The sequence below is a fragment of the Mesorhizobium sp. URHB0026 genome, from assembly GCF_054059755.1.
Genome location: NZ_JBSSCN010000002.1, coordinates 110,853 through 136,184, shown reverse-complemented (window position 1 = coordinate 136,184; position 25,332 = coordinate 110,853). Strand labels below are relative to the sequence as shown.

Annotated in this window: 24 protein-coding genes and 6 pseudogenes; 20 read left to right on the top strand and 10 right to left on the bottom strand. The window is 60.9% G+C overall.

The window, feature by feature from the left end; genetic code table 11:
• Positions 1–245: 245 nt before the first annotated feature.
• From ACVWWD_RS29275 to ACVWWD_RS29250, 6 genes and pseudogenes are all read left to right on the top strand, one after another.
• Positions 246–388: pseudogene (locus ACVWWD_RS29275) on the top strand (ISKra4 family transposase); the annotation flags it as partial.
• A gap of 1,395 nt (positions 389–1,783) precedes the next feature.
• The gene (locus ACVWWD_RS29270; protein ID WP_352732956.1) at positions 1,784–2,554 is read left to right on the top strand and encodes an amino acid ABC transporter ATP-binding protein; all 771 of its coding nucleotides are present in this window, start codon (positions 1,784–1,786) and stop codon (positions 2,552–2,554) included.
• A 40-nt stretch (positions 2,555–2,594) separates the two neighbouring features.
• The gene (locus ACVWWD_RS29265; protein ID WP_352551418.1) at positions 2,595–3,407 is read left to right on the top strand and encodes a transporter substrate-binding domain-containing protein; all 813 of its coding nucleotides are present in this window, start codon (positions 2,595–2,597) and stop codon (positions 3,405–3,407) included.
• A gap of 123 nt (positions 3,408–3,530) precedes the next feature.
• A complete protein-coding gene (locus ACVWWD_RS29260) occupies positions 3,531–4,226 on the top strand; it encodes an amino acid ABC transporter permease (protein ID WP_352662949.1) in 696 nt (231 codons plus the stop codon).
• A gap of 1 nt (position 4,227) precedes the next feature.
• The gene (locus ACVWWD_RS29255) at positions 4,228–4,911 is read left to right on the top strand and encodes an amino acid ABC transporter permease (RefSeq protein WP_352675934.1); all 684 of its coding nucleotides are present in this window, start codon (positions 4,228–4,230) and stop codon (positions 4,909–4,911) included.
• A 22-nt stretch (positions 4,912–4,933) separates the two neighbouring features.
• Positions 4,934–6,222: pseudogene (locus ACVWWD_RS29250) on the top strand (NAD(P)/FAD-dependent oxidoreductase).
• Here ACVWWD_RS29250 and ACVWWD_RS29245 read toward each other — a convergent pair.
• The 4 genes and pseudogenes from ACVWWD_RS29245 to ACVWWD_RS29230 all read right to left on the bottom strand — a co-directional run.
• On the bottom strand, positions 6,219–7,475 hold the full coding sequence (locus ACVWWD_RS29245; RefSeq protein ID WP_352732959.1) for an NAD(P)/FAD-dependent oxidoreductase: 1,257 nt from the start codon (positions 7,473–7,475) through the stop codon (positions 6,219–6,221). The pseudogene ACVWWD_RS29250 and the gene ACVWWD_RS29245 overlap by 4 nt on opposite strands.
• Positions 7,476–7,777: 302 nt before the next feature.
• Complete coding sequence (locus ACVWWD_RS29240) at positions 7,778–7,951, bottom strand: hypothetical protein (RefSeq protein WP_352551449.1); 174 nt, start codon at positions 7,949–7,951, stop codon at positions 7,778–7,780.
• A pseudogene (locus ACVWWD_RS29235) lies at positions 7,951–8,145 on the bottom strand (ATP-binding cassette domain-containing protein); the annotation flags it as partial. The gene ACVWWD_RS29240 and the pseudogene ACVWWD_RS29235, both read right to left, overlap by 1 nt.
• 11 nt (positions 8,146–8,156) lie before the next feature.
• Positions 8,157–8,447, bottom strand: a pseudogene (locus ACVWWD_RS29230) (3-keto-5-aminohexanoate cleavage protein); the annotation flags it as partial.
• Between the two features lie 193 nt (positions 8,448–8,640).
• Here ACVWWD_RS29230 and ACVWWD_RS29225 point away from each other — a divergent pair.
• On the top strand, positions 8,641–8,925 hold the full coding sequence (locus ACVWWD_RS29225; RefSeq protein ID WP_457103669.1) for an SDR family NAD(P)-dependent oxidoreductase: 285 nt from the start codon (positions 8,641–8,643) through the stop codon (positions 8,923–8,925).
• Positions 8,814–9,353, top strand: coding sequence for an SDR family NAD(P)-dependent oxidoreductase (locus tag ACVWWD_RS29220; protein ID WP_457103713.1), 540 nt, complete (start codon positions 8,814–8,816; stop codon positions 9,351–9,353). The genes ACVWWD_RS29225 and ACVWWD_RS29220 overlap by 112 nt, the downstream gene beginning before the upstream one ends.
• 1,129 nt (positions 9,354–10,482) lie before the next feature.
• On the opposite strand, the gene ACVWWD_RS29215 is transcribed toward ACVWWD_RS29220, so the two are convergent.
• The 4 genes from ACVWWD_RS29215 to ACVWWD_RS29200 form a co-directional block, all read right to left on the bottom strand.
• Positions 10,483–10,806: a hypothetical protein gene (locus tag ACVWWD_RS29215; protein ID WP_352565484.1), complete on the bottom strand. Its 324-nt coding sequence runs from the start codon at positions 10,804–10,806 to the stop codon at positions 10,483–10,485.
• A gap of 207 nt (positions 10,807–11,013) precedes the next feature.
• Entirely contained in the window at positions 11,014–11,274 is a 261-nt protein-coding gene (locus ACVWWD_RS29210) for a cytochrome C oxidase subunit IV family protein (RefSeq protein WP_352565486.1), read from the bottom strand.
• Positions 11,271–11,627, bottom strand: coding sequence for a cytochrome c oxidase subunit 3 (locus ACVWWD_RS29205; protein WP_352565488.1), 357 nt, complete (start codon positions 11,625–11,627; stop codon positions 11,271–11,273). Before ACVWWD_RS29205 ends, ACVWWD_RS29210 begins: the two co-directional genes overlap by 4 nt.
• Positions 11,628–11,880: 253 nt before the next feature.
• Positions 11,881–12,789: a LysR substrate-binding domain-containing protein gene (locus ACVWWD_RS29200; RefSeq protein WP_352551436.1), complete on the bottom strand. Its 909-nt coding sequence runs from the start codon at positions 12,787–12,789 to the stop codon at positions 11,881–11,883.
• Positions 12,790–12,852: 63 nt separating this feature from the next.
• On the opposite strand from ACVWWD_RS29200, the gene ACVWWD_RS29195 reads away from it, so the two are divergent.
• The 6 genes and pseudogenes from ACVWWD_RS29195 to ACVWWD_RS29170 all read left to right on the top strand — a co-directional run bounded on the left by ACVWWD_RS29195 (position 12,853) and on the right by ACVWWD_RS29170 (position 17,181).
• Positions 12,853–14,310, top strand: coding sequence for an FAD-binding oxidoreductase (locus ACVWWD_RS29195; RefSeq protein WP_352565490.1), 1,458 nt, complete (start codon positions 12,853–12,855; stop codon positions 14,308–14,310).
• A gap of 56 nt (positions 14,311–14,366) precedes the next feature.
• Positions 14,367–15,063: pseudogene (locus ACVWWD_RS29190) on the top strand (IS110 family transposase); the annotation flags it as partial.
• A gap of 90 nt (positions 15,064–15,153) precedes the next feature.
• The gene (parS, locus tag ACVWWD_RS29185) at positions 15,154–15,597 is read left to right on the top strand and encodes a type II RES/Xre toxin-antitoxin system antitoxin (RefSeq protein WP_023775149.1); all 444 of its coding nucleotides are present in this window, start codon (positions 15,154–15,156) and stop codon (positions 15,595–15,597) included.
• On the top strand, positions 15,597–16,058 hold the full coding sequence (locus ACVWWD_RS29180) for an RES family NAD+ phosphorylase (RefSeq protein ID WP_023775148.1): 462 nt from the start codon (positions 15,597–15,599) through the stop codon (positions 16,056–16,058). The genes parS and ACVWWD_RS29180 overlap by 1 nt, the downstream gene beginning before the upstream one ends.
• 126 nt (positions 16,059–16,184) lie before the next feature.
• A pseudogene (locus tag ACVWWD_RS29175) lies at positions 16,185–16,657 on the top strand (helix-turn-helix domain-containing protein); the annotation flags it as partial.
• 251 nt (positions 16,658–16,908) lie between these two features.
• Positions 16,909–17,181: a hypothetical protein gene (locus tag ACVWWD_RS29170; protein WP_156942064.1), complete on the top strand. Its 273-nt coding sequence runs from the start codon at positions 16,909–16,911 to the stop codon at positions 17,179–17,181.
• Positions 17,182–17,302: 121 nt separating this feature from the next.
• Here ACVWWD_RS29170 and ACVWWD_RS29165 read toward each other — a convergent pair whose 3' ends face one another.
• Entirely contained in the window at positions 17,303–17,467 is a 165-nt protein-coding gene (locus ACVWWD_RS29165) for a hypothetical protein (protein WP_352566728.1), read from the bottom strand.
• A 122-nt stretch (positions 17,468–17,589) separates the two neighbouring features.
• Positions 17,590–18,492, bottom strand: coding sequence for a GNAT family N-acetyltransferase (locus tag ACVWWD_RS29160; RefSeq protein WP_352566726.1), 903 nt, complete (start codon positions 18,490–18,492; stop codon positions 17,590–17,592).
• Between the two features lie 238 nt (positions 18,493–18,730).
• Between ACVWWD_RS29160 and argE the strand changes: the two genes are divergently transcribed.
• The 6 genes from argE to ACVWWD_RS29130 all read left to right on the top strand — a co-directional run bounded on the left by argE (position 18,731) and on the right by ACVWWD_RS29130 (position 25,310).
• Entirely contained in the window at positions 18,731–19,855 is a 1,125-nt protein-coding gene (gene argE, locus ACVWWD_RS29155) for an acetylornithine deacetylase (protein WP_352732374.1), read from the top strand.
• A gap of 12 nt (positions 19,856–19,867) precedes the next feature.
• On the top strand, positions 19,868–20,791 hold the full coding sequence (locus tag ACVWWD_RS29150; protein WP_352732371.1) for a 2-hydroxyacid dehydrogenase: 924 nt from the start codon (positions 19,868–19,870) through the stop codon (positions 20,789–20,791).
• A 23-nt stretch (positions 20,792–20,814) separates the two neighbouring features.
• The gene (locus tag ACVWWD_RS29145) at positions 20,815–21,168 is read left to right on the top strand and encodes a cupin domain-containing protein (protein ID WP_023784958.1); all 354 of its coding nucleotides are present in this window, start codon (positions 20,815–20,817) and stop codon (positions 21,166–21,168) included.
• A gap of 149 nt (positions 21,169–21,317) precedes the next feature.
• A complete protein-coding gene (locus ACVWWD_RS29140; protein ID WP_023784959.1) occupies positions 21,318–22,781 on the top strand; it encodes an aldehyde dehydrogenase family protein in 1,464 nt (487 codons plus the stop codon).
• 10 nt (positions 22,782–22,791) lie between these two features.
• A complete protein-coding gene (locus ACVWWD_RS29135; RefSeq protein ID WP_031241817.1) occupies positions 22,792–23,835 on the top strand; it encodes a tartrate dehydrogenase in 1,044 nt (347 codons plus the stop codon).
• 17 nt (positions 23,836–23,852) lie between these two features.
• Positions 23,853–25,310 (top strand): NAD-dependent succinate-semialdehyde dehydrogenase, encoded by a 1,458-nt coding sequence (locus ACVWWD_RS29130; protein WP_352550188.1) that lies wholly within the window; start codon positions 23,853–23,855, stop codon positions 25,308–25,310.
• The last annotated feature ends 22 nt before the right edge of the window (positions 25,311–25,332 follow it).

Below are 25,332 nucleotides of genomic sequence, written 5' to 3'. Positions count from 1 at the left end.
GACCAGCAGGCTGGCTGACCTAGACAAAGGCGTCGCGTCGCGCGGGCTGAAGGGCAGGGCATGCTGCCGTTATCGACAGGTTTTTGGCGCCTATGTGTCAGTTCCTTGCCGGAAACGGAAGGCGACTGCCGCCAGGGTACATCTGGCAGCCCTAGATGCCAGAACATGGACGTGTCCCTTGCGATCCTGACCATCGAGCCACTCGATCCTGCACTTTGGCATCGTATGGCAGACCCTTCCGCATCGTAGAGTCCACGGTCAACCAGGTGATTGCCAAGCGCTTCGCAAAGAAACAACAGATGCAATGGACGCTCGTCGCGTCCATCTCCTTGTCCAACTGCGAACACGCGTCCTCGACGGAACTCTCGATGCAGAATTCAGTCGTTGGCGTGAGCAACGACACTACCCAAAATGCAATCAAAATTGCCGCCTGATGCCCCCAGCTGCGCCCATCTGGCAGACTAGACTCAGCGACCATGCTGGAACCGCTGGGATCGAACCTATGGGTTGCGGATGGCGGAATCGTTTCGTTCGAAGGATTCGATTATCCGACACGCAGGGCCGTTGTGCGTCTTGTCGATTGGGGGGGCTGTGGTTATGGTCACCGTCGAAAGGACGGCTGCGATCGATGCCATTCAGCGGGCGGATCGCCGGTCAGTGCCCCAGAAAAGCGGAGTTGCCTGCACTTGGCGATTGTCGCCGCCGTCGCCATTCGCGTCCGGGAATGCGGCCTGTCACTCGCCCAGGAAAAGGTGGTGCAGCTTGTTGGGGCTGACGATAGGCCGAAAACGGCCTAGCGCTCCGATTGGCGCCACTGATGTCCGGCGGCTGAAAGGGTAAGCGCCCGCGCACGGGTCCACCAGCTGTTCATGGATGCTATTTCTGTGGCTGCGCGACCACCGCACCCTAGCCAGAGACAAAAATCCTGCGAACCTTTTTCACGACGCGCGGTTTGGGCTTGGGCGGAAGGACAGTGCTCGCTTCCTGAGCGAGACGCGCCTCTTTCAACCGCGCTGTTTTCGCGGCGCGCCTGGCCCGTTCCTCGTCGACAATAAGGGCCGCCGCCGCTGTGGCCTGGTCGTTGCGCCCGTCGTCACTGGTCCACGGCATATTGGCGCCTCGCGTTGGCCCGTAGGTTTGGGCATTCGATTTTGTATCTGCATTCGATCATGACTTGGTCGATCGTCCCGAACTTCGGCGTCCCGCATGTGTTCCCGACAGGCATGCGGATGCAACGTCTCAGGATTGGTCTTGAACGAAGGCGCCCCAGGGACGAAGCGCGCAGCATGATCCTTGAAGCCCAAATGGCGAAGCTTGTCATAGCACGCAAGGACGGCCGAATGGGAACTAGCTATCTAACCGGCCTTTTCCCACCGGGCTTCCAAGGGGAAGGGTCACGCCGTCACGCCTGATGTCGCATACGCATGCCACTCGATGATTTTGGACGCGCCGTGCCTCTGCCACGTAACGGCAGGCGCGTCTCAAGCAAAGCTTTCATCGTCTTCGGAAAGAGAGCGACGAACGGCCGGCAACAAATCGGGCCTAGTTCGGGCAAACCCCACAAGCCTCTCGAAGAAACTGCTTGTTTTGGTCAGTTCGATCGGGTTTCATGACTACGTTTCCGAGAGATCATGCATTGGGTGATAAATGACCGCCGGCTTTCGAACCAGACGATCCGACGGCAAAATTGATACGCCCGAATGGGGGCACTGAATGTCTACTGGGGGAATCCTTAGGCTAACACAGAACCTCAATCACGACGCGAACCTGTGCTCGTGATGTCGTGAAAAGTACGCCCGGTCAGGACCGCAAGCCGATCATCGTCGCTGAAGACGTCCGCAAGACCTATCGGTCCGATGATGGCCGTTCACACCTTGCGCTGGCCGGGGTCACCACTGCAATCGGGCATGGCGAGGTGCTCGTCATCTTCGGACCTTCCGGCTCCGGAAAGAGCACATTCCTTCGCACCATGAACGCATTGGAGACGATCGATTCCGGGCGGATCGTCGTTGATGGCGTCTCGCTTTCTGAACCCGGGGCTGACCTCAACAGGTTACGCGCCGAGGTTGGAATGGTTTTCCAATCATTTAATCTGTTCCAGCATCGAACGGCGCTCGACAATGTCGCATTGCCGCAAACGGTGGTGCGTCGCCGCTCACGGACGGAAGCATTGCGTCGGGCACATGAATTGCTCGAAAAGGTGGGCATAGATAACCGCGCGGGGCACTACCCCAGCCAACTGTCCGGTGGACAGCAGCAGCGCGTGGCCATTGCCCGAGCTCTGGCCATGGCCCCCAAGGCAATGTTGTTCGACGAACCGACCTCGGCGCTGGATCCGGAAACCGTCACGGGCATTCTCGACCTGATGAAGGTTTTGGCATCGGAAGGGATGACGATGGCGGTGGTTACCCACGAGATGGGCTTTGCGCGTGAAATCGCGGACCGGATGCTGTTTATGGACGGCGGATTGATTGTCGAGGAAGGCACCCCTCAGCAGATTTTCCACTCGCCAAAGCAAGAACGAACAAAGCAGTTCCTCAATCAGATACTGTGATCTTGGAATGTCAGAGCGCAATCAACAAGGGAGAGAGAAAATGAACAGCAGTTTCAAAACCAGATTGACCGGCGCGGCAGCGAGCTTGGCCGTGGTCGTGGCAGCCTGGTTCACGCTAGCGAGCGGCGCGCGAGCCGACGAAATGGACGATATCCTGAAGCGGGGGGAACTGGTCGTCGCAGTCCAGACACAGGGCCCGCCTGTCAGCTTCGTCGACAAAAACGGCGAGCGCACCGGTCTCGCCGTCGAGTTCGCCAAGCAGATGGCGGCCGATCTCGGCGTTAAGGTTGTGTTCCAGGATTACGACTGGAAGGGCCTCATTCCGGCGCTTCTGGCCGGCAAGGCGGACATGATTGCCGGCGACATGACCCCCACGCCGCAACGCGCGGCGCAGCTTTTATTTTCCCGGCCGATGTTCTTCAACGACACGCTGGCCTTTGCCGCAAAGGATTCACAGTACAAGACGTGGCAGGACCTCAACAAGGAAGGCGTGACGGTGGCGGCGCTGCAAGGCAGTACCTACGCCGATGCGGTGACCAAATATCTGCCGAAGGCGACGCTGAAGGTGTTTGCAGGCGGCGGCCCGGCGGTAGCGCAGACGTTGACGATGGGGCGGGTCGACGCGATGGTCGGCGGGCAGGACTATAATTCCTACGTGCGTCAGTTCGAAAACCTCAAGCCGCTCGAAGGCACAATGACGCGGGAGCCACTGGCCTTTGCCACCCGCCCCAACGCTTTCCACCTCAAAATGTGGCTGGACAATTATGTCGAGCTGAAGACCGCCGACAACTCGCTGCAGACACTGCTTGCTTACTGGTGGACCTCCGACGCCTGGGAGAAGGATCACAAATAACGCCTGGAAGAGATCGAGGCGGCGACCCTGCGCCGCCTCGATCGGACGGCCCCTTCTGCGCATAGCCAACGATCAGACTTGGCCGTCTCGGCGGCCAATGCCTGAGCCCAACGCGGAAACCGGATGAACTTCGTCCTCGAGTTTTACAACTATCGCATCGTCGAGCAGTATCTCGGGCGCTTCGCCGAGGGTCTTGAAAACACCCTTGTCGCGGCGGCTGTCAGCCTCATTGCCGCCATCATACTTGGCACAGCGTTGGCCCTTTGCCGCATGTCGAGTCGCGCAATTCTATGGCGCCCGGTAGCGGGCTATGTCGCGTTCATTATGGCGACCCCGCTGCTGGTTCAAATCTACCTTATCTACTACGGTCTGCCGATCCTGGTCCCCGAAACGGGCCGCTGGAGCGAGATGACGCTCGGTATCATGGCGCTCTCGTTGCACAATGCCGCTTATATGAGCGAGATCGTGCGCGGTGGCATCGCGTCGGTTTCGCGGGGACAGATCGAAGGCGGCAAGGCGGTTGGCATGACCTACCTGCAGCGGCTGCGATACATCGTCCTGCCGCAGGCATTCGCCAATACGCTGCCACCCCTTCTTGGCCAGACCGCAGTGCTGATTAAGGACACCTCGCTCCTTTCGATCATTGCAGTGTTTGATTTCCTCAGTGCCGGCCTGTTGCTGAATAGCGAAAGGGTGCGGCCCAACGAGAGTTTCCTCACCATAGCCGCCGGCTACCTCGCCATCTACGCCGTGATGATGGGCTTGTCATGGATCGTCAAACGCTGGCTCGCGGGGCCCGCATGGAACGGCGGAAAGTAGAATGCAACATTATGTCGAGATAGTCGTCGCGATCCTGCCGTTCTTGTGGACCGGTTTCGTGCAGACGTTTTGGGTCTCGCTCATCGCAATCGTCGTCGGCTCCGTGCTGGGCTTCCTGATCGGCGTCGTGCGAAGCCAACGAGTGCCGGTGTTTCACCAGCTTTTCGGCCTCTATATCCATCTGCTGCGCGGGACACCGTTCCTGGTGCAACTCTATGTCTTCTATTTCGTGCTGCCCAACACTGGTATTGCCGCGCTGCAATGGAGTTCGGAGATGGCGGCGTTCGTGTCGCTCTCCGTCTATACATCCAGCTATGTCGCCGAGATAGTGATGGGGGCTATCGACGCTGTTCCGAAGGGGCAGTGGGAGGCTGCCACCTCGCTAGGTTTCAAGCGCGTCCCGATACTCGCCCTGGTCGTCCTGCCGCAGGCCTTGAAGCTGACCGTACCGCCGATGAGTGGCGTCTATGTCAACATCATCAAGAACACAGCCATCCTTTCGGTGATCGGCATCTCGGAGCTGACGCGACAGGGTGAGATTTCGATCATGCGCTTTCCGCGCGACGTGCTTTTCATCTACGGCGTGATCGCACTGGTGTATTTCGCCTACTGCTACCCGGTCCTGCGTTTCACGCGTTGGGCGGAGCGTAAGGTCGGCGGCACCCGTTTCATCAACCTCGATTGAGCCAGCGTGGCCAGCGGATCCAATGACGCCCTATGTCGATACCTACTACACACGCACGCTCACATCAGAGACTTCCTACCCCGTGCTGTCTGGCCGGCATGATACCAGCGTGTGCATCGTCGGCGGCGGCCTCGCCGGACTAACGGCTGCGCTCGAGCTTGCCCGCCGCGGGCTTTCGGTGACTGTTCTTGAGGCACGCCGAATCGCTTGGGGTGCCTCCGGCCGCAATGGCGGTTTCGTGTCTCCGGGCTGGGCGGCGCGCGGCGACCAGATCCGTAAGCGCGTCGGTACCGACCATGCCAAGATGCTGTTTCGCCTTTCCATGGAGGGCGTCGCCATGGTCTCCGACGCGATCCGCGACCTGGGCATCACTGATGCGCATGTCACGCACGGTATCTTGCGTGTGTCGCGTTACGAAAATGCGAGACGCTGAAGGCTCAGCGCGACGAACAGGAGATTGAGTTCGGGCGCCAGTTGCGCTTGCTTTCCCGAGAGGAAGTACGAAGCCTGTTGATATCGAGTAAATACCATCAAGGCCTCCTGGATGACGCCTCATTCCATTTCCACCCGCTGAATTATGCCCGCGCTCTGGCGGGCGAGATTGTTCGCCTCGGTGGGTCCGTCCACGAGGATACGCCTGCGGTTTCCGCTGATCTCGTTGGCGCGGAAAAAAGAATACGCACGCCCGAAGGCGAAGTAAGCGCCGCGAGCGTCGTCTTCGCCGGCGGCGGCTATACCGACCGCGTGCTCCCGGCTTTGCGCCGCGCCTTCCTGCCGATCGCCACATACGTCGTGCTGAGCGAACTGGCGCCCGAACTGATTGCAACCGCAATCCGTACGCAATCAGGGATCAGCGATGGCCGGCGCGCCGGCGACTATTACCGCCTGGCTGACGGGAAGCTGCTATGGGGTGGGCGGATAACGACACGCACCACCGATCCGCGCGACATCGCTGCCGTGATCCGGCGAGAAATGGTCGCGACCTACCCCCAACTAGAGAGCTTGAAAGTCGACGTGGCATGGTCGGGACTGATGGCTTATGCAAGACATCTAATGCCGCTGATCGGACCGGTTATGCCGGGTGTGTGGGCGTGTACCGGGTTCGGCGGCCATGGTCTCAACACCACCGCGATCGGCGCACGGGTGGTCGCCGAGGCACTTGCCGGCGAGAGCGACCGCTATCGCGCGTTTGCGCCTTTCGGCTTTTTCTGGAACGGCGGCCTCTTCGGCACTGCCGCTGTTCAACTGACTTACTGGGCCTACCAAGGCATGGATTTCTTGCGCGAACGCCGCTCAGTGCGCGTTGTTTAGGCGCTTCGGAAGCGGTCAGGCGAATAAGGCGCGGGGTCGATGTGGGGCCGATTGGCGGTGACGAGTTCGGCGATCAGCCGTCCCGTCGAGCCACCGCCGATCATACCCGTGTGACCGTGTCCCGTCGCGACAAAGAGGGAGCGATGTCCGCGCACCTCGCCAATCGCCGGTACGCTGTCAGGCAGGGAGGGGCGAAAGCCCATCCAGATCGTCGGCTCTCCGCCCTTCAGGTCCGGAAACAACGCTCGAGCATGGGTGAGCAGGATTTCGGAACGCCGTTCGTCAGGTGGGGCTTCCAGTCCGGCAATCTCTACCGTGCCGGCAAGCCGGAGGCCGTGTTCCATAGGCGACAGCGCGAAACCGCGGTTCTTCATCTGGACCGGCATCGGCAATTCGATCGACGGGGAAGGGATCATCAGGTGGTAACCACGTTCAGTCTCGAGCGGCAATTCCGCACCGAGCGGCTTGAGCAAGCGGTTCGACCAGGCGCCAGCGGCGATGATCACCGCGTCCGCCTTTCGGTTGGCTGTGTTCGTCATAAGCGTGTAGCCACCTGCTTCGCGAGGGATGATCTTCAGCACGCGTTCCGCTTCGAACGCGCCGCCGGCTTGCCGCAACCCATCAGCAATGGCCATGACCAAGCGATGTGGGTCGGTGGTATGGGCGTTGTGGGGATAGAGGAGCCCGCGTCGTGCAATGTTTGAAATCCCCGGCAGCAAGCGCTCCAAATCCGAGCGAGACAATGGTTCGGTGACGACGCCTTGCCGCTCGTTGATTTCAGCAGTGATGCGGTCGGAGGTACCAACGGCGGCGCTTTCCCAGACCTGGATACCGCCTACCTCGCGGATCAGGGCTGCGAATGTTGGACCGCCGATCAAATCACGATAGCATTCGAGGTTGCCCCTATGAAGGTTGCATAGGGCGTCTGCTGCCCTATTGACGCTGTCCATCCGTCCGGCGCGAATCCATCTGAGCAGCCAAGGCGCTGCCTTCAATGCATAGTGAGGCTTCAAAACTAGCGGCCCCAGCGGATCGGTGAGCCAGCCTGGCACTTGCCGCAGCATTCCAGGCATGGCCACAGGCACGTTGCAGTCGTGTCTGACCATTCCGGCATTGCCGAAAGACGTCGCAGTGCCGGGCGACAGCGGGTCGATGACCGTGACGTTCAGGCCTGCGCGCTTCAAATAAAGAGCTGCGCTGACGCCGACGATGCCCGCTCCAATAATTACCACTTCCTTGCCCAATTCCGGCATGTGGACGTCCACCTAATTCAATTGATTTCAAGTCCACGAACATAAATTCGGGCACCGTTGTCAAGCTTGGACGACAGGACCGCCGTCTTCTGAAACTGCAATTGCAGCGGACGGGATCACCTTGCAACAGGACCGCCTCGACAGATGGAGCGGATTGCCAAGGCAAAATGGAGCCGGGACTGTCGAGCTTCATCGATTTGACCCGCGCGCTTGATCTGGAGGTCGTGCTTGTCCCGAAATCGTGCCTGCCTGCCGTGTTGGGTGTCATGATGCCCACGCGAGGCCCGACATGTTTATTCCGGTCAGCCGAACGACAGGCGTTTTGCCCGTGCCGAGCGTTTGGTCAAAAAACGAAGCACCGCTAGCATGTTGTAGCGGACCGCGTATCCGACGCGCAGGGCGACCAGCAATTCGAATTTGGTTTCCGGAATATTGGGGCCTGTCTCGTAGCGAAGCTGATGAATGAAAATATCCATGTGCCTTCGAGCGCGATTTCGCCGCTGCTGATGTCTTCCAGCCCGGCAATCATCCTGAGCAAAGTCGACTTGCCGCAACCGGAAGGTCCAACCAGGATGACGAATTCACCCGACGCTATATCCACTGACACACCGTGGATGACCTTCGCCTTGCCATAGGCCTTCTCGACGCCCGATATAGTGACCGCACTCATTGGTGTCTTCCTTAGAAAGTGACCCTGTCGCCGCCCTTGAGATGCAAGATCTGCCGTGCCTCGTCAGGGGTGGCCACTTAGGCGCCGAACCCCTCTATGATCTGGCGCACCTTCTTCACCTGCTCGGCGTCTGGATTTCGCCAGCTGGCCCTTGCCGATCCAGAGTGAGTCCTCCAGCCCGACGCGCACATTGCCGTCAGCGCGATGTGCTGGGTGGCGATCGGCAACTGGCTGCGGCCGGCGCCCAGCACGGACCAATGATAATCATTGCCGAACAGGCGGTCGGCGGTGCGCATAGAATGTCCGAAAAATCTACACTACAAGACAGGGCAGAGTAATGATCCTATTTGGAGAGCGGTGAGATGCGTTTTAAAGACAAGGTCGTAATCGTCACTGGGGGCAATTCCGGAATCGGACGTGGAATAGCGCGGTACTTCGCCAAGGAAAGGGGCCAGACTTGCTCTTGTCGGTCGTGATAGTGCGAAGGGCTCGGAAGTGGAATCGGAGATCGCGTCTGCCGGGGCAAGAGCTACTTTCTTTCAATGTGATCTGGCAAGCGAAGCGGCAGCTGCGGAATTGGTGGACAAGGTTGCTCAATGGGGCAGCGTGGACGTCGTCGTCAACAATGCCGGCGTCGGCTCCCGCCGATCAGGCATCGAGGCCAATGAATCGCCGGGCCAGCGCTGGTCAAAGTTGCGCGGCCCCAATCTCGATTCGACCTACTTCGTCTCCTCCTACGCGCTTCCGGTGATGCGCGACTGCGGCGGTGGGTCGATCTAAACATATCGTCGACGGCCACACTGCACGGAAACTGGGGATTGTACGGCGTTGCGAAGGCGGGAGTGGAGGCGCTCACACGCTCGCTGGCGATAGAAGGTGCGCCATTCGGAATTCGGGCCAATTGTGTCAGCCCCGGCTGGATCGGCACAGAGCTCGATGAAAAAGTACCTGCGTCGAGCACGAACTCCTCGGGCGAATGGGAAGTCCCGCCCGGTGTCTTCAACCGTATGGGAACTCCTAGCGAGATTGCTGCAGCGGTAGCCTTCCTCGCTAGTGAGGAAGCATCCTTCATCACCGGTCAGACGCTTGTGGTCGATGGCGGATTATCGATACTCGATTACACGTCCTTGTCGCTGCTCAAGACGCGCGGCCCTGCGCTGTTTTCGGGAATCTTGGCAGATGCGTCCACCCACCACGAACCAAAGTGACACAATCAAAAGCGCTCATCACCAGTGCTGGTGCGAAAGATCGAATTGGTTTTACCTATGCCACGCTATTGGCGGGGTTGTTTCACGGTTGCGCTCTCCGCGACCACGGAGCGCGTAAAGGGTCGTGTGAACGAACTGAAGCTGCCGGTCACATGGCGAGGGGCCATATAGGCGATCTGACAGCCATCCGACTAAAGAGCGTGTTCTCCCATTGCGGGACGGCAGCTTTGCGTCTCAATTGGGACAACAAGCGGCGCACGGGGCGTTCCAGTAGCGGAAATTTACGCGCCGCGGCACCCCCTTTGGTAACCAGCGATCCTGGAATTTGCGTAGCTGAGTTCATACACAAGGCGCCGAGGCATACTTCGAGGTTGGCGGATGCCGTCTCACGCGGTCACGAAACGCTGGCGCGCCGGAGGGCGGCCGCAGGCGGCTGGCTTACCTGAATGAACAGACAGTCACGCGGAACCAGACGCATAACTGTCTATGGGACGGAGAATTTCCTAACTCGTCAGAGCCAGCATCGCCTTCAAAGCGCTCCGCATGCTCACGCTGGATATGCTGAAAAATCCCCCGTACGGCTTACTAAGGTCTGCGATAACGAACATAACGCTGCTGAGTGAAATCGCGCTTAGAAGCATGAGGGTCAATTGTCATTTCGTTCGTGGAGCGATGAGACCGTGGCAGGCGAAAATCATGAGCCACACGATCAGACTTCCGTAGATCCCGAAGTTCGCCGCGTCTATCTGGGGCTTTGATCGGGCATTGAGCATGTTGGGTCCACCGTTCCATTTCATTGGCCCGCGTCGGCCAACTCGGCCTTGACTGCTCGGGTCGGTATCTCGGCCATGGCATGGCTATGGTTTGTTTGTTTGTTTCGACTAGGATTCGCTTTGACCTTGACCCCAGCGGGATAGCTTCGGGCTAACGCCGGGCTCGAGCCCTTGATCGACATAAACGCGCTCGAGCCCATTACCGTGGGTAGCGCCTGAATCGGAACGACCTTATCCAGCCCAAGCGTATCGGCTGGCCTTCCGCATAGGACAGCGCGAATGATTCCGGTATAAATGTTCGGGTGAGTTCCCGGCCTTTCTCAAGCCCGCGGTCTAGGCAGGCGGCCTTGACGCCATCAAGCGCGCCAGATCGCCCACAACACCACCGCCACCACGACAACCGCGACGAGTGCGAGTGGAAGCCACCGATTCGCGGTAGTGGATCGTATGCCCGCATGCGCGCACGTCGTGCGATGATCGGCCTTGTTGGCCACCACCTCTGCACGCAGCGGTTTGCCCGTTCCGCCCGGCTGGGAGAAGCCGCCTGCTTCTGCATCCGTTTCCATTGGGACGGCGGCGGGATCGAAGCCAGGGGTCTTGTCGCCAAACGATCCGGTATCAACGGCAGCGGCAGTGTTCCACCCCGGCTTTTTGTTCCTTTTGTTCGTCGACCCTGTCATCCCATTTCCGTCCTAAATTCGCCGCTGGGCAGAACTGCTGATGCTCTGGCGAACTTTAGGCGTCGTGGAATGTTCCCTCGCAGCCGCGGCTTCCCCGGCCCGGCTGGACCGCCCACACGAAGGACGACGACTAAGCGGTAGCTGATAGGTGCGACTTTGCTCGTCTTGCGCTGCTGCTTCATCGGATCGCCTAACATCTTAAACTGATCAGGTCATTGGCTGGTCAATCAGTGTCAGCACAAACAGGATCAGAAGCCAAAGCGCGCCCGCCACAACACTCAGCCGTACCAAGATGTCCATGCGGGCCAATTCCATGAATGCCAGAGCAATGATGAGGATCTTTGCCGCGGCGACGGCTAGGTTGGTCAACATGTTGAAACCGGCCAAATCGACATAGGACGAGGCGACAGTGAGCGCCAGCATGACGAGCAGACCAATGTACGCGAGGATCAGCCGTGAGAGAGTCATGCCCGGCTCACTAAGTACAAAAGGGGAAACAGGATCACCCAAACAATGTCGATGAAGTGCCAGTAGAATCCGACCGCCCGTACGCGGCGCAGTTGGTTTGATGGGTTCGCCCATTTCCAGCTGGCAGCGATCCCGAGCACCACCACGACGCCGCTGAAGAGGTGCAAAGCATGTAACCCCGTCATGGCAAAGTACAGTTGGAAGAAGTGGCGCGCCGCCAGTTCGTGCGCTCCTTGCCAATGGAAAGACAGCCCGAGCACCGGAGCCACGTGTTCCTGCGCCTCCTCAAGATATTCATAACCTTTGATGGCGAGAAAGGCAGTGCCAAGGACGGCTGTCGCCAGCAGTGACAAGACCGAAGCGATAGCCAGGTCGGGCCAGCGTTTCGATCCAGCGTGCAGAGGAAGCGAGGGCAGCTGCTGCCCGGGTGCTCGAACTGCACCCAACTTTTCGCTACAGCCGCCAGTTTGCGGGCGTGAACTGTGCTCCAGCGCTGGCGGAATGCCTTGGTGATGCTTTGCAGACCGCCGGGCTGTCAGAGTAGCGCGATGCTCGATAGATATATTCGACACGGGCTGGCCCCGGCTTCACGAGCGATGGCAGGCGTTACACCATAGATCTCATCCAAGCGGAGAAGGCCTCGATATTGGATTGCTGGGGGTGGTCGGGGATATACACAAGATAGAAGCCGTAGCCCGGAAGAGAGAGGCCGTGTGCCTTGACCAGCGCTCCGCCCTTGAGTTCGTGGCTGACCACTACGTCGCTGCAGATAGCGATACCCTGGCCCGCAGCGACTGCGTCGACCGCATGCAGTTCCTCGCGAAAACTCAGATCCCACGCCTTGTTGGTATCCGGAATGTCGGGATTGATAGAGCGGGCCATCGCCAGCCATCGCGACCAGGTTGGCGCCTCGCGATCACGGTTCATCCAATCAAAATGGATGAGCGGATAGTGCAGCAAATCGGCGGCCCGCTCGATCCGTCTGGCGCCCTTCGCCAGCAATTGCGGGCTGCATACCGGAAAGAACGTGTCCCGAAAGAGTTCCTGCGCAACAAGATTCGAAGGCATCCTGCGCGCGTAGCGGATTGCAACATCGGCGCTACCGGCGCCCAGATCCAGAACCAGGTCTGTTCCGATAATCTCCAGCGGAATATCCGGATGCTGTTCCCGCCATTGTGGCAGATGCGGCACGAGCCACCGGCTGGCAAATGCGTTCGGGCTCGTTACCCGCAGCGGACGTTGGCCAACGTTGGCCGAAGCGGCGGCAATTGCTGTGGCAAAGGCGTCGAAGCCGTTCCGAATTATCGGGAACAGCCGTTCCCCCGCGCCGGTAAGCACGAGCGGCCGGGGGCGGCGTCGAAACAAAGGTTGCCCACAAATGACCTCGATCATTCGAATCTGATGACTGATGGCCGTGGGCGTCACACCGAGCTCGTTCGCAGCCTCCCTGAAGCTCATGCGCCTGGCAGCAGCCTCGAAGGCGCGAAGGGATCCGAGCGGCGGAAGCTTTCTCATGAAAGCCAATCTAGATGAATCCATCTCATCTAGCGACTGAGATATTCGACTTTGCGGCGCATAATGGCCCATGAGATCATCATATCCGGGCAGTCCTGCGACAACGAAGGGATCCTCTCGATGAGCATGCTGGAGGTTATGGACAATTCCAGTGCGGGGCCAGTCCTGCAGGCGACGGAAATCTTACGGCTCAGGCACGCAATTCGCGGAGATCTGGTCCTTCCGGAAGATGCTGGTTATGACCCGGCACGCAAGGTTTGGAATGGAATGGTCGACAAGCGACCGGCAGCGGTCATGTACTGCGCCGACGCCGATGACGTCGTCACGGCCGTCAACTTCGCCCGATCGCAAGGCTTCCTCCTCGCCGTTCGCGGCGGTGGCCACAACGTCGCCGGCAGTTCGGTGTGCGACGGTGGCGTGGTGATCGATGTGTCACGCATGAAGTGCATCGAGGTCGACCCGGTCCGCCGGATTGCACGCGCGCAGGCCGGCCTGAGCCTGGGAGAGTTCGACGCGGCCACGCAAGCCCATGGCCTCGCGACGACCATGGGCGTCAATGGCGATACCGGCATAGCAGGACTGACGCTCGGCGGCGGGTTTGGCAAGCTTGGCCGCAAGCATGGCCTGAGCTGCGACAATCTTGTGGCCGTCGAAATCGTGACGGCGGACGGGCGGTTGCTCCGGGCAGACGCAACCGAAAACTCGGATCTGTTCTGGGGCATTCGGGGCGGCGGCGGCAACTTCGGAATCGTTACGAGCTTCGAATACAGGCTTCATCCCGTGGGTCCGCTGCTCATCGCGGGGTCCGTGCTGCACCGCTACGAAGAAGCCCGCGAGGCGATGAGATTCTACCGCGCGTTCTCAAGCAATGCCCCAGATGAGCTGAGCCTGGACGCGGCCCTTGTAACGGCGCCCTCTGGCGAACGGTTCTTCAGCATCTCGGCGTGTTACATCGGCCCGCTCGTCGAGGGCGAACAAATCGTCCGACCATTGAAAGAATATGGTACGCCGGTAGAAGACCGAATTGGCCAGGTCTCGTATCTTCAAATCCAGTCGGCCGGGGACGCCATCTTTCCACGCGGTAGGCGCTATTACTGGAAGGCGCAGTTCATGCGCGAAATCACAGACCAGGCGATCGACACGCTCCTTGCGGGCTATACGACTGCACCCAGCGAGTCGCTTCTTGTCTTTCAGCAGGTTGGCGGCGCCATCTCGCGTGTACCGATTGCCGAAACCCCCTACGCAAACAGAGATGCGCTGTACGATTGCTTCCCGATCTCGATCTGGGACAATCCGGCCGATGACGAGACCCACATCCGTTGGGCGCGTGATTTATGGGATGCGATGAGACCGTTCTCGACTGGCGGCGTCTATGCAAACAATCTTGGCGAGGAGGGCATGGACAGGGTTCTGGCGGCTTATGGCGAGAACTATCCAAGGTTGGCCGCTTTGAAATATAAGTATGATCCTACCAATTTCTTTCGCCTGAATCAGAACGTCAGGCCGGCGGCATGCGTCTGAAGCGCTCCGGACGCCCGTGCTGATGCCGGGCGCCAGCGCGAGGACCGGCTGACCGGAGCCTTTCGCCAGGTGGGGGCGAGAGAATGTCGAGACACCTCGTGCCGGGGGGCGACCTTCCGGGTTTGCTCGATCACTTCGCAGAGCTGCAACGAAAGGCTGAAGTCCGGACAGCGCAGCGTTTCCGGGTCACATCAATCCAGGAAGCTGGTCTGGATGGATTCTGGATACATCGGCTCCTCGAACGCGAAGGCATCGAGAGTTATGTCGTGGACCCGGCATCCATTGCCACGTCGCGTTGCCGCCGGCGTGCCAAGACCGACAGGATTGATGGGGAAGCACTGGTTCGAGCGTTGTTGGCCTACAACCGCGGCGAGCCTCGGGTTTGCGCGATTTTGCGATCGCCAACGCCGGAGGAGGAAGACCGTCGCCGGTTGGTGCGGGAGCGGAAGGCACTGACGAACGAGCGGATCAGGCACGTCAACAGGATAAAGGCCTTTTGTTCAGCCGAGGTGTGTCCGAATACGAACCGTTGAAAGGCGATCCACGCAAATGCCTCGACGCGCTCATTACCGGAGATGGGCGTCCACTGTCGCCAGCGCTCATGGCGCAGATCAGCCGCGAGCTTGATCGCATCGAGTTGCTGATCCAGCAGATCAAGGAATTGAAGAGGCACGCGACGCCTTGCTCGTCGCGAGAGATATGCCAACACCGGCCCTGCTGCTCAGCCTCCACACGCAAGGGCAGGGCGTCGCATTTCGTCGCCTCGGCGTGCGCCGGCAAGCCGTGCTATTGCATTTCCGGCAAGATGTCCTAATTTCTGTGGCAGATTGCCGGAGTAAGAAAATGGCCACATCCAACGCAGTGATTGAGGAAGTCGCCCGCAAGCTGGGCGGCGTGACCGTGCTTGGAGCGGACGTTCGCTCGCAGGCCGATCTTGCGACCGTAGTGCGGCGCCGGCTTCCACTCGCCACGCTGAAAGGGCTTGCTCTCGCCGGCATGAGTGAACAGGAGATCGAGCGTTTTGTCATTCCGCAGCGCACGCGCAGACACCGCGCCGAGAAGAACCAGCCGCTGACGATAGACGAGTCCGATCGGGCCGTGCGCCTTGTCCGCATCCAGTCGCTTGCGGAAGAGACGTTTGGTGATGCCGGCAAGGCGAACCGTTGGCTGCGTAAAGAGTTGGCTGAGCTGGGCCGTGAGACGCCGCTAACTGTAGCCCAGACCGAGGCCGGCGCGCGCGTTATCGAAACCATTCTCGGCAAGATTGCCTGGGGTGCCGCTGCTTGATGCGGCTTTGGCGACTTTCGAGCGTGCAATTCGCGGACGCCTTCGACGGGGGCTACGGTCTGCGGCTCGACGGCCGGTGGAACACGGTGGGCCGTCCTCTGACATACGCCGCGACATCGCCATCGCTCTGCGTTCTCGAAAAGCTCGTTCATGTTGAGGACCCGGAGCTGCTGCCGGCGCTCGCGATGGTGGTTTATGAGGTGTCAAATGAGATTCCCGTTGAACACATCACTCTGGCGGATCTTCCCGAGGATTGGCGTCGGCGGGAGGCGGAAACGCAGAGAATCGGAGATGAGTGGCTCGCGAGCAATCGAGCGGCAATACTGTTCATTCCGTCTGCGATCGTTTCGATTGCGGACAGCCCCGACCAGAACGTGATCATCAATCATCGCCATCCCGCGACCTCTGGGATTCGGATAGAGCGGATTGAAGCCTTTGACCTGGATGTGCGGTTGCTGTAGTGCGTAAATTAGCCTGTTGTCTCAATAGTTTACAAAGTTTCCGAGGCTGGTCAACATGAAGCTGGAAAGGAAGGCTGGCGACTTCACAGAGCCTGGCGTGAGAGCGGGCTTATTGCGGGAGCCGTCATGCCTTTGGTCACCTTGTCGCAAAAAGAGCTGCATCGTCTCGAAGCCATCCAGAAGATCCGCGGCCGACGGCTGAGCGTCGTCCGGGCGGCGGAACTCCTTCATCTCAGCCGCAGTCAGGTTCACCGGCTGTTGCAGGCCTTGATCAGGACGGCGCCAGCGGTCTGGTATCGAAGAAGCGCGGCCGGCCGAGCAATCGGCGCCATGATGAGGACTTTCGCAACACCACACTGGATCTCGTGCGCGATCGCTACCGGGACTTCGGCCCGACGCTTGCCAGCGAGAAACTGCTTGAGTGGCACCAGATCGCCGTCAGCACAGAGACGCTACGCAAGTGGATGACGGAAGCTGGCTTTTGGACATCGCGCCGGGAACGCAAGAAGCAGCTTCACCAGCCACGGGGTCGGCGCGACTGCCTCGGCGAGTTGGTTCAGATCGACGGCTCGCACCATTGGTGGTTCGAGAGCCGCGGCAACGGCATGTTAATCGTGAATGAGCGGCAAATCGATCAAACGTGGCCGCTGCTCGCGCCATTCGACCCGCCGCCGTTGCGCATCGACAAATTCGACCACTGGAATCTTGGCACGTACAACTCTGCAATACTGGCCGGGATCGCGCAGCGATCGGCTTTCATCGAGAAATTGGGTTAGAGAACATCCTGGAGCGCCTTCAGGAACTAACCCGCTACTGAATCAGCCTCGCCCGCGACATACCTGGTTTCCGATTGCACACGCTGCTGGACACGCCGGAACTTGGCGCTGTGAGTCTGTTCTCTATTGAAGGCCTGGATATGAAAATCCTCGAGCGAAAACTGAGGGACGACCATAAAATTCATGTCAAATATAGAATGGTCGAGCATTTGGAAGGACTTCGAGTGTCGCCGCACATCTATATGCTAAAAAGCGAAATGGATGATTTTGTTACAGCGCTTGCGGATGCCACACATCTGCTAAGGACAAGGTATCCGCGATCCGCGATGGCAGTTGCGGTAAACTGACCGCCAAACGATAGCGGCTCCTGCGGGCGGAGCATCTCCATCTCCTCATGGATCTTGCCGCGCACGACTTCGTCGGCGACCACCTTGCCCAAATGCGGCGCGATCGTCACGCCACTATGCGTCACAGCCAGTGGCCGGAGATGTCCGGCATGGCGCCGGCGCAGGTGTAGCCATCCTCCAGGAACGGCCGGACAGTCGGGCGGATTGCTTCCACACCTGCGGAGCGAAGCGAAGGCAGGACCTTGCTCGCTGCCTCCAGAAGAGTCACCGCCTCAGGCAACTTCAAAGGCAGAGACAATTCCACTTTGGCCTGCTGTGTTTAATCCAGCATAGCTTGCAGAAAACTGTACGTGGCTTCGATGTCTTCCCAGGCGGCGCGCGTGGTGCGGAGCCGCGTCCTCGGCTGACTTATCCGAGGGTTTGACTGGCAAGAGCATAGGTTACCGATGTAGCTGCACCGTCGGCGGCAAAATCGGTGAGGCGTTTGCCCATCGACATCGTCAGCACAGTGTCGAAGACCGGTATTCCGCTGCGCGACAGAAAGGCGGCGAAATCGCCATTGCCCATGTGAGTGTCGACCCTGAGGAAAGACCCCGAATGGTCGGCTACATGCGGTCCGACGATCGCCACGGCGTCTGCGTCGCTTTCCGCCACGACCGGCCCCACGACATGGCCTCGCCCGAACGGCCGGCAGAGCGCGAAAGCGCTCAGCGTGTCAGCCTTGAAAAGACCATAACCGGCCGAGTGCGCGAAAAGCTTCTCGATGAGGGCCGCCCGCCTCACACCGAACCCTGCCGCGTCGAGCGCGATCACGGCGGGAATATCATTCTCGATCAAACTCCGGACATCGCCTCGGGTATTTTCCCACTCAACGATCGTCTGCGCACGGGCGATGCCCTGGCATTGATAGACAGTCTTCTCTGGCTGGAAGTCGAGCGAGAGATAGAGACGCCTTGCCGCGCGTGTTGCATTAAGGCGCAGATCGCAACCGGCGACCTTGTCGAAGACCCGCTTCATCAGCCATTGCCCAGCACCCAGCGTCTGGAGTCGCGGCGAGGTGATAACCATGCCCACGGTCGCGAAATTGGTGCTATGCGCGAACCACATCGCCGAAGCGAGAACCCGGCCGATCTCGTCAAGCGCCACGAACCCCTGTCCTTGCTCGCGCAGGAACTGCCAGTCCTCGGCCCGGTGTGGCCATCCCACGGACAGAGAGAGCGCGTGCAACCGCTCCAGTTCGATGTCTTCGATGTCGCCGATGCGCACCGAGAAGGTGTCGATTTTCAAGCTTCCGGACGGCTTCAATTCCATGCCCCTGCAAGATTTCCGCACCAGAGCGCCACGCACTGATGGCCACCCACTGCAGCCAACGCTAAACGAGCAGACCGATACGATTTGCTCGAATGCCGCGCAGCAACGCAAGATTCAACTGAAACATTTCAGCTTTCGGCACGCAATCGCGAAAGAACGCACGCATCCTCTTTGGAAACTGGCAGCATATGGTCGACGGCACCGAACCCGGCGAACCTAACACGCTTTGAGGGCTGGAATGGACGTCTTCGACATTCTCGATCGTCTCGTCGCCTTTCCATCGGTCGCCGGCAAGCCAAACGCCGATATTGCCGGCTGGATCGAGGCCTATCTCGCGGAGCACAGCACGCGGGTCACCTTGCTGCCGGGACCGGAAGGCGATCGTTCCAATCTTTTCGCGACGATCGGCCCCGCCAATGTCCCGGGCTACATACTGTCCGGCCACATGGACGTTGTTCCAGCCAGCGAGCCGCAATGGAGTTCGAGCCCTTTCGCGCTACGCCGGGAGGGCGAACGGCTCTACGGACGCGGCACTACCGATATGAAAGGGTTTCTTGCTGCGGCACTCGCGGCCGTGCCCATGCTGGCTCCACTGCGCCTCGCCAAACCGATCCATCTCGCCTTCTCCTACGACGAGGAAGTGGGATGCCGCGGCGTGCCACATTTGATGGCCCGGCTTCCCGAGCTTTGCGCAAAACCGCTCGGCGTCATCGTCGGCGAGCCGAGCGGCATGCGCGCCGTGCGCGGCCACAAGGGCAAGGCGGCCGCCCGCGTAACCATCAAAGGGCGCTCGGGCCATTCCTCGCGGCCTGATCTCGGGCTCAACGCCATCCATGCCATGGCCGGTGCGCTGAGCGCGGCCGTGAGCGAAGCCGAGCGGCTGACGCACGGTCCGTTCGACCCTGCCTTCGAGCCGCCCTACTCCTCGCTGCAAGCGGGCTTGGTGGCAGGCGGACATCAGGTCAACATCATCCCCGACACCTGCACGCTGGACGTGGAGGCACGCGCCATACCTGGCGTCGACCCGGCGATCCTGCTGGCGCCCATCAAGGCAAGGGCAGAGGCCCTTGCAGCCCAAGGCTATATTGTCGAATGGACACCGGTCAGTGCATATCCGGCGCTGTCGCTGCCGCCAGACGCGCCTCTTGCGGGACTGCTGCGCGAATTGACCGGCGAGGTGCCGCTAGCCGCCGTCAGCTACGGCACCGAAGCCGGGCTCTACCAGGCCGCCGGCTTCGATGCGATCATCTGCGGCCCAGGCGACATCGGTCGTGCCCACAAGCCAGACGAATATATTCTCGCCAGCGAACTCGCTGCCTGCCAGCGATTGATCGAGACGCTCGGCGCCCGCTGCGCGGCTTGAAGGGGAACCGGAATGACATTCCTGTTCAATTCCGATGCGCGGCGCGGAGCGGTCTTTGCCGACGCCTTCGCTAGAGAATTGCCGGACGTCCCTTTTATGATGGATGCCGCAACGGTCGATCCCGACGCGGTGCGATATCTCATCACCTGGACCGCGCCAGAAGACCTCGCGCGCTACTGCAACCTGGAGATCCTGTTTTCCATTGGTGCCGGTGTGGACCAGTTCCGCCTCGCCACCATACCGGAACAGGTGAAGATCGTGCGTACGGTCGAGGAAGGCATCGTGCGCATGATGCAGGAGTATGTGACGCTTGCCGTGCTCGCTTTGCATCGCAACCTGCCGGAATATCTGGCACAGCAACGCGCTGGCGATTGGCACGATATCCCGCAACTCCAGGCCGGGTCGCGCCGGATCGGCGTGCTCGGCCTCGGGCAGCTTGGGCAAGCCGTCCTCGACCGGCTAAAGCCCTTCGGCTTCCCGCTTGCAGGATGGAGCCGCTCGCCACGGCAGATCGAGGGCGTGACCTGTCGTCATGACGAGGCCGGGCTGAACGAGATGCTCGCGGCCAGCAACATTTTGATCTGCCTGCTGCCGCTGACCGAGGAGACACGCGGTTTCCTCGATGCCGACCTGTTTGCGAAGCTGCCCAAGGGCGCAACGCTTGTCCATACGGGCCGGGGGCCGCAGCTCGACCACGAAGCGCTTCTCGCCGCGCTCGACAGCGGACAACTCTCGGCCGCCATGATCGACGTGACCGATCCTGAACCGCTGCCCGCGGGCCATCCGTTCTGGTCGCATCAGAAGATCATTGTCACCCCGCATGTCGCCAGCGTCACCCAGCCAGCGACCGCTGCTCGGGCCGTTATCGAAAACATCCGACGCCACCGCGCCGGGCTCGACCCCATCGGGCTCGTCGACCGCTCGCGCCGCTATTGAAGTCCAACCAGAGAGGTCATCCTTTGCCCCTGCTCAAAACCGTCGATACCGATCCAGCCTTCCCGCCACGCGTATCCAGGGCGCTGCCCGAACGGCTGATTGCCGGCGACCCCGCCTTCAAGACCTGGGCGCAGGATGCCGCCAAGAGCGACCTTGTCCATACCGGCGTCTGGGAGGCGACGCCCGGGGAAACGCGCTCGATCAAGGGAGAGACCTTCGAGTTCTGCCACATTCTCACCGGCGTGATTGAAATCACGCCCGATGGCGGCGAGGCGGTGACCTACCGCGCCGGCGACAGCTTCGTGATGAAGCCTGGCTTCACCGGTGTCTGGAAGACCATCGAAACAGTGCGCAAGATCTACGTGACCGTCGGATAACGGAACCCGCGTGAGATGCCGGCCTGCGCGGAAGATTTTGCCGTCTCTCACGCCTAGCACGCAACATTCGTCGGCGGCGGATCGCCGAACAGCGCATGCTGCGTGCCAGCACGCGCTAAGCTCCGGCCGATGCCGCAGAGTGATTGTCGATGAGCCTGAGCTTCGATCCCGATAGAATCCCCCTTCCCGTCGGCCACTTCATCGGCGGGGACCTGATCTCGGCCGAGGGCGGGATCGAAATGCGCCGCCCCTCGGACAGCAAGTCATATACCGCCTGCCCAGTGGCCGGAACAGACATCGTTGACCGTGCAGTGGAAAGCGCCAAGGCGGCGCTGAAGACCAGCAACTGGGGCGGCGTCCGGCCACGCGAGCGCACCAGGGCGCTCCAAGCCTGGGCTGACCTGATCGAAGCGGAAGCCGAAACGCTGGCCAGGATCGAGGCGCTGTGCTCCACCCGGCCTGTCGGCCAGCTCGTTGCCGGCGACATCGCCATCACCGCCGAGCAGATCCGCTTCTTCGCCGAGTTCGCCGACAAGGAAGGCAGCGAACTTGTGCCGACCGACGACGCCACTCTCGGCATGATCATGAGCGAGCCCTATGGCGTGGTCGGCGCGATCACGCCTTGGAATTTTCCGATCTCGATGGCCGGATGGAAGCTTGGTCCGGCATTGGCCGCGGGTAATGCGGTCGTGCTGAAGCCATCGGAAATGACGCCCTTTTCGGCAGTCTATATGGCGCAACTAGCCGTTAGGGCAGGCCTGCCGGCAGGGCTCGTAAACGTGGTGCTGGGAGACGGCCCGACGACCGGCACGGCGCTGACCGGCCATGCCGAGATCGCCAAAGTCAGCTTCACCGGCTCGACCCGCGCCGGATCGGCGATCATGGAGAATGTCGCTCGCACCGGCGTCAAGCCGATGACGCTGGAACTCGGCGGCAAGAGCCCGCAGATCGTCTTTGCCGATGCCGATCTCGAGAAGGCCGCAATGGCCATTGCCGGCAGCGTCACCTTCAATGCCGGCCAGGCCTGTGTAGCCGGCACACGCCTGATCGTCGAGAGGAGCGTGGCCGACAGGCTGACGGCCGCTATCCTGCAACGGATGAAGATGGTGCAGCCCGGCCCGACCTGGGACGACGCGACCCAATATTCGCCTGTTATCTCGGAACGGCAGAGGGCGCGCATCGACGGCATCGTGCGGGCCGCGATCGAGGCTGGCGGCGAATGCCTGACCGGAGGCGGAGTCATGGACAGCCCAGGCTATTTCTACGAACCGACGCTGATCGCAAATGTCGACCAGGCCAATCCGGCGATCGTCGAGGAAATCTTCGGCCCGGTCCTGACCGTGCAGACCTTCGAGACCGAGGAAGAGGCGCTGGCGCTGGCCAGCCATCCGATCTACGGGCTGGCTTCCGGCCTGTTCACCACTGACATCTCCCGCACCATCCGCTTTGCACGCAAGCTCGAAGCAGGCACCGTCTGGGTCAACCGCTACAGCCGCTCGCGCGACCATATCCTGCCGACCGGCGGCTACAAGCGCTCCGGCATCGGCAAGGATCTCGGCCGCGATGCCTATCTCGCCAACCGCAGGACCAAGAGCGTCCTGATCAGCCTGTAAAGAGATGCCGATGAGCTCCTATTCGATCGCCCTGATCCCCGGTGACGGCATCGGAAGCGATGTGACCGCCGCCGCCTGGACGGTGCTGGAGACCGCGGCCAAACACGCAGGCTTTGCCTTGACCGGAACCGAATTCCCGTGGTCCTGCAAATTCTACAAGGATACCGGCCACATGATGCCCGAGGACGGCATCGAGACCTTGCGCGGCTTCGACGCCATCCTCCTCGGCGCCGTCGGCTGGCCGGCGGAGGTGCCGGATTCCGTTTCGCTGCACGGTCTGCTGCTACCGATCCGCAAGGCATTCGTGCAATATGCCAACATCCGGCCGCACCGCCTGCTGCCGGGCGTGATAGGCCCGCTGCGGGCGGAAAACTTCGACATATTGTGCATCCGCGAGAACACCGAAGGCGAATATTCGGGCGCCGGCGGGCGCGTGCATCAAGGCACGCTGGACGAGGTCGCCGTGGAGACCTCGATCTTCACCCGCGCCGGCGTCGAGCGCATCCTGCGCTTTGGCTTCGAGCAGGCGCGGTCGCGTCGGGGCAAGCTGGCCTCCGTCACCAAATCCAATGCGCAGAAATACTCGATGGTGTTCTGGGACGAGATCACGCGAAAGTTGGAGGCGGATTATCCTGATGTCGCCGTGACCAGCTATCATGTCGACGCGCTGGCCGCGCGCATGATCATGGCGCCGGAGAGCCTCGATGTGGTCGTCGCTTCGAACCTGTTTGGCGACATCCTGACCGACATCGGCGCTGCGATCCAGGGCGGGCTCGGCTATGCCGCCTCCGCCAACATCAATCCCGACCGCTCGGCGCCGTCGATGTTCGAGCCGGTGCATGGCTCGGCGCCCGACATCGCCCATCTGGGCATCGCCAACCCGATCGCCACCATATGGTCCGGCGCGATGATGCTCGAACATCTCGGGGAAAAAGACGCAGCTGGTCGCGTCATTAAAGCGCTCGAAGCCACAACCGCGCGAGGCGTTGGAACCGTCGCCGGCAAGGACAGCACGAAAGCCATCACGGCCGCCATCGTCGCGGCGCTCACTTGATTGCAAGGTCGTATCCGATGAAAAACCTGAAAGACAAAAACCTCTTCCGCGAAGCTGGCCTGATCGGCGGCAACTGGATCGCTTCCGGCTCCGGCAAGACGGTCGATGTCATCGATCCGGCGACCCAGGCAGCGATCGGCACAGTGCCCGACATGGCCGGTCCGGAGACCCGCGCGGCGATAGAGGCCGCAGCTTCCGCCTATGGCGACTGGAGGAAGAAAACCAACGCCGAACGCGCTACTCTTCTGGAAGCATGGCATGGCCTGATGCTGGCACATCTGGACGATCTGGCACTCATCCTGACGACCGAACAGGGCAAGCCATTGGACGAGGCCAAAGGCGAGATCCGTTACGGCGCGTCCTTCGTCAAATGGTTCGCCGAGGAAGCGCGCCGCATAAACGGCCACACCATCCCCTCGCCCACGCCAGATCGGCGCATCATCGTGCTTAAGGAACCCGTCGGGGTTTGCGGGATCATCACGCCGTGGAATTTTCCCAACGCGATGATCACCCGCAAGGTCGCGCCGGCGCTGGCCGCCGGCTGCACCGTGGTCATCAAGCCGTCCGAGTTCACGCCCTATTCGGCGCTGGCGCTTGGTGTGCTCGCTGAACGCGCGGGCATTCCCGCCGGCGTCATCAACATCGTCATCGGCATGCCGGCCGAGATCGGCACCGAGATCATGGCGAACGAGACGGTGCGCAAGATCTCCTTCACTGGCTCGACGCGGGTCGGTTCGCTGCTGATGCGCGGCGCCGCCGACAGCGTGAAGCGGCTCAGCCTCGAACTGGGCGGCAACGCCCCCTTCATCGTTTTCGACGACGCCGATCTCGATCTCGCCATCGAGGGCGCGCTTGTCTCGAAGTTCCGCAATGGCGGCCAGACCTGCGTCTGCGCCAATCGCATCCTCGTCCAGGCCGGTGTCTACGACACCTTCGCCAGGAAGCTCACCGCCCGCGTCAACGCCATGACGGTCGGGCCCGGCACACAGCCCGGCGTCGCCATCGGGCCGATGATCAATATGGCGGCGGTCGAGAAAATCAATCGCCACGTCGAGGACGCTCTCGCCAAAGGTGCCAAGATCATTACGGACAGGCCGGCCTTGCCGAACGGTCCTCAGTATGTCGCACCGCTGGTGCTGACCGGCGCCACCAAAGAAATGCAACTCGCCAGCGAGGAAACGTTTGGCCCGGTTGCGCCGCTTTTCCGGTTCGAGACGGAAGAGGAGGCGATCGCGCTGGCCAATGGTACGCCCTACGGTCTTGCCTCCTACTTCTACACCGAGAACCTGAAACGCGCCTGGCGCGTCGGCGAGGCACTGGAATTCGGCATGGTAGGGCTCAACACCGGCTCGGTCTCGATCGAGGTGGCCCCCTTCGGAGGTGTCAAGCAGTCCGGTCTGGGGCGCGAAGGCGCGCAGGCCGGCATCGAGGAATATCTCGAGATGAAGAGTTTTCATATGGGCGGGCTCAGCTGAGACTGAGGCCCGGCCAGGCCGA

Excerpts from the sequence above, each read along its gene's own strand:
- ACVWWD_RS29265 (WP_352551418.1), top strand. The coding sequence starts at position 2,595 with ATGAACAGCAGTTTCAAAACCAGATTGACCGGCGCGGCAGCGAGCTTG.
- ACVWWD_RS29260 (WP_352662949.1), top strand. The coding sequence starts at position 3,531 with ATGAACTTCGTCCTCGAGTTTTACAACTATCGCATCGTCGAGCAGTAT.
- ACVWWD_RS29255 (WP_352675934.1), top strand. The coding sequence starts at position 4,228 with ATGCAACATTATGTCGAGATAGTCGTCGCGATCCTGCCGTTCTTGTGG.
- ACVWWD_RS29245 (WP_352732959.1), bottom strand. The coding sequence starts at position 7,475 with ATGCCGGAATTGGGCAAGGAAGTGGTAATTATTGGAGCGGGCATCGTC.
- ACVWWD_RS29240 (WP_352551449.1), bottom strand. The coding sequence starts at position 7,951 with ATGGATATTTTCATTCATCAGCTTCGCTACGAGACAGGCCCCAATATT.
- ACVWWD_RS29215 (WP_352565484.1), bottom strand. The coding sequence starts at position 10,806 with ATGACAGGGTCGACGAACAAAAGGAACAAAAAGCCGGGGTGGAACACT.
- ACVWWD_RS29210 (WP_352565486.1), bottom strand. The coding sequence starts at position 11,274 with ATGACTCTCTCACGGCTGATCCTCGCGTACATTGGTCTGCTCGTCATG.
- ACVWWD_RS29200 (WP_352551436.1), bottom strand. The coding sequence starts at position 12,789 with ATGAGAAAGCTTCCGCCGCTCGGATCCCTTCGCGCCTTCGAGGCTGCT.
- ACVWWD_RS29195 (WP_352565490.1), top strand. The coding sequence starts at position 12,853 with ATGGCCCATGAGATCATCATATCCGGGCAGTCCTGCGACAACGAAGGG.
- parS (WP_023775149.1), top strand. The coding sequence starts at position 15,154 with ATGGCCACATCCAACGCAGTGATTGAGGAAGTCGCCCGCAAGCTGGGC.
- ACVWWD_RS29180 (WP_023775148.1), top strand. The coding sequence starts at position 15,597 with ATGCGGCTTTGGCGACTTTCGAGCGTGCAATTCGCGGACGCCTTCGAC.
- ACVWWD_RS29160 (WP_352566726.1), bottom strand. The coding sequence starts at position 18,492 with ATGGAATTGAAGCCGTCCGGAAGCTTGAAAATCGACACCTTCTCGGTG.
- argE (WP_352732374.1), top strand. The coding sequence starts at position 18,731 with ATGGACGTCTTCGACATTCTCGATCGTCTCGTCGCCTTTCCATCGGTC.
- ACVWWD_RS29150 (WP_352732371.1), top strand. The coding sequence starts at position 19,868 with ATGACATTCCTGTTCAATTCCGATGCGCGGCGCGGAGCGGTCTTTGCC.
- ACVWWD_RS29140 (WP_023784959.1), top strand. The coding sequence starts at position 21,318 with ATGAGCCTGAGCTTCGATCCCGATAGAATCCCCCTTCCCGTCGGCCAC.
- ACVWWD_RS29135 (WP_031241817.1), top strand. The coding sequence starts at position 22,792 with ATGAGCTCCTATTCGATCGCCCTGATCCCCGGTGACGGCATCGGAAGC.
- ACVWWD_RS29130 (WP_352550188.1), top strand. The coding sequence starts at position 23,853 with ATGAAAAACCTGAAAGACAAAAACCTCTTCCGCGAAGCTGGCCTGATC.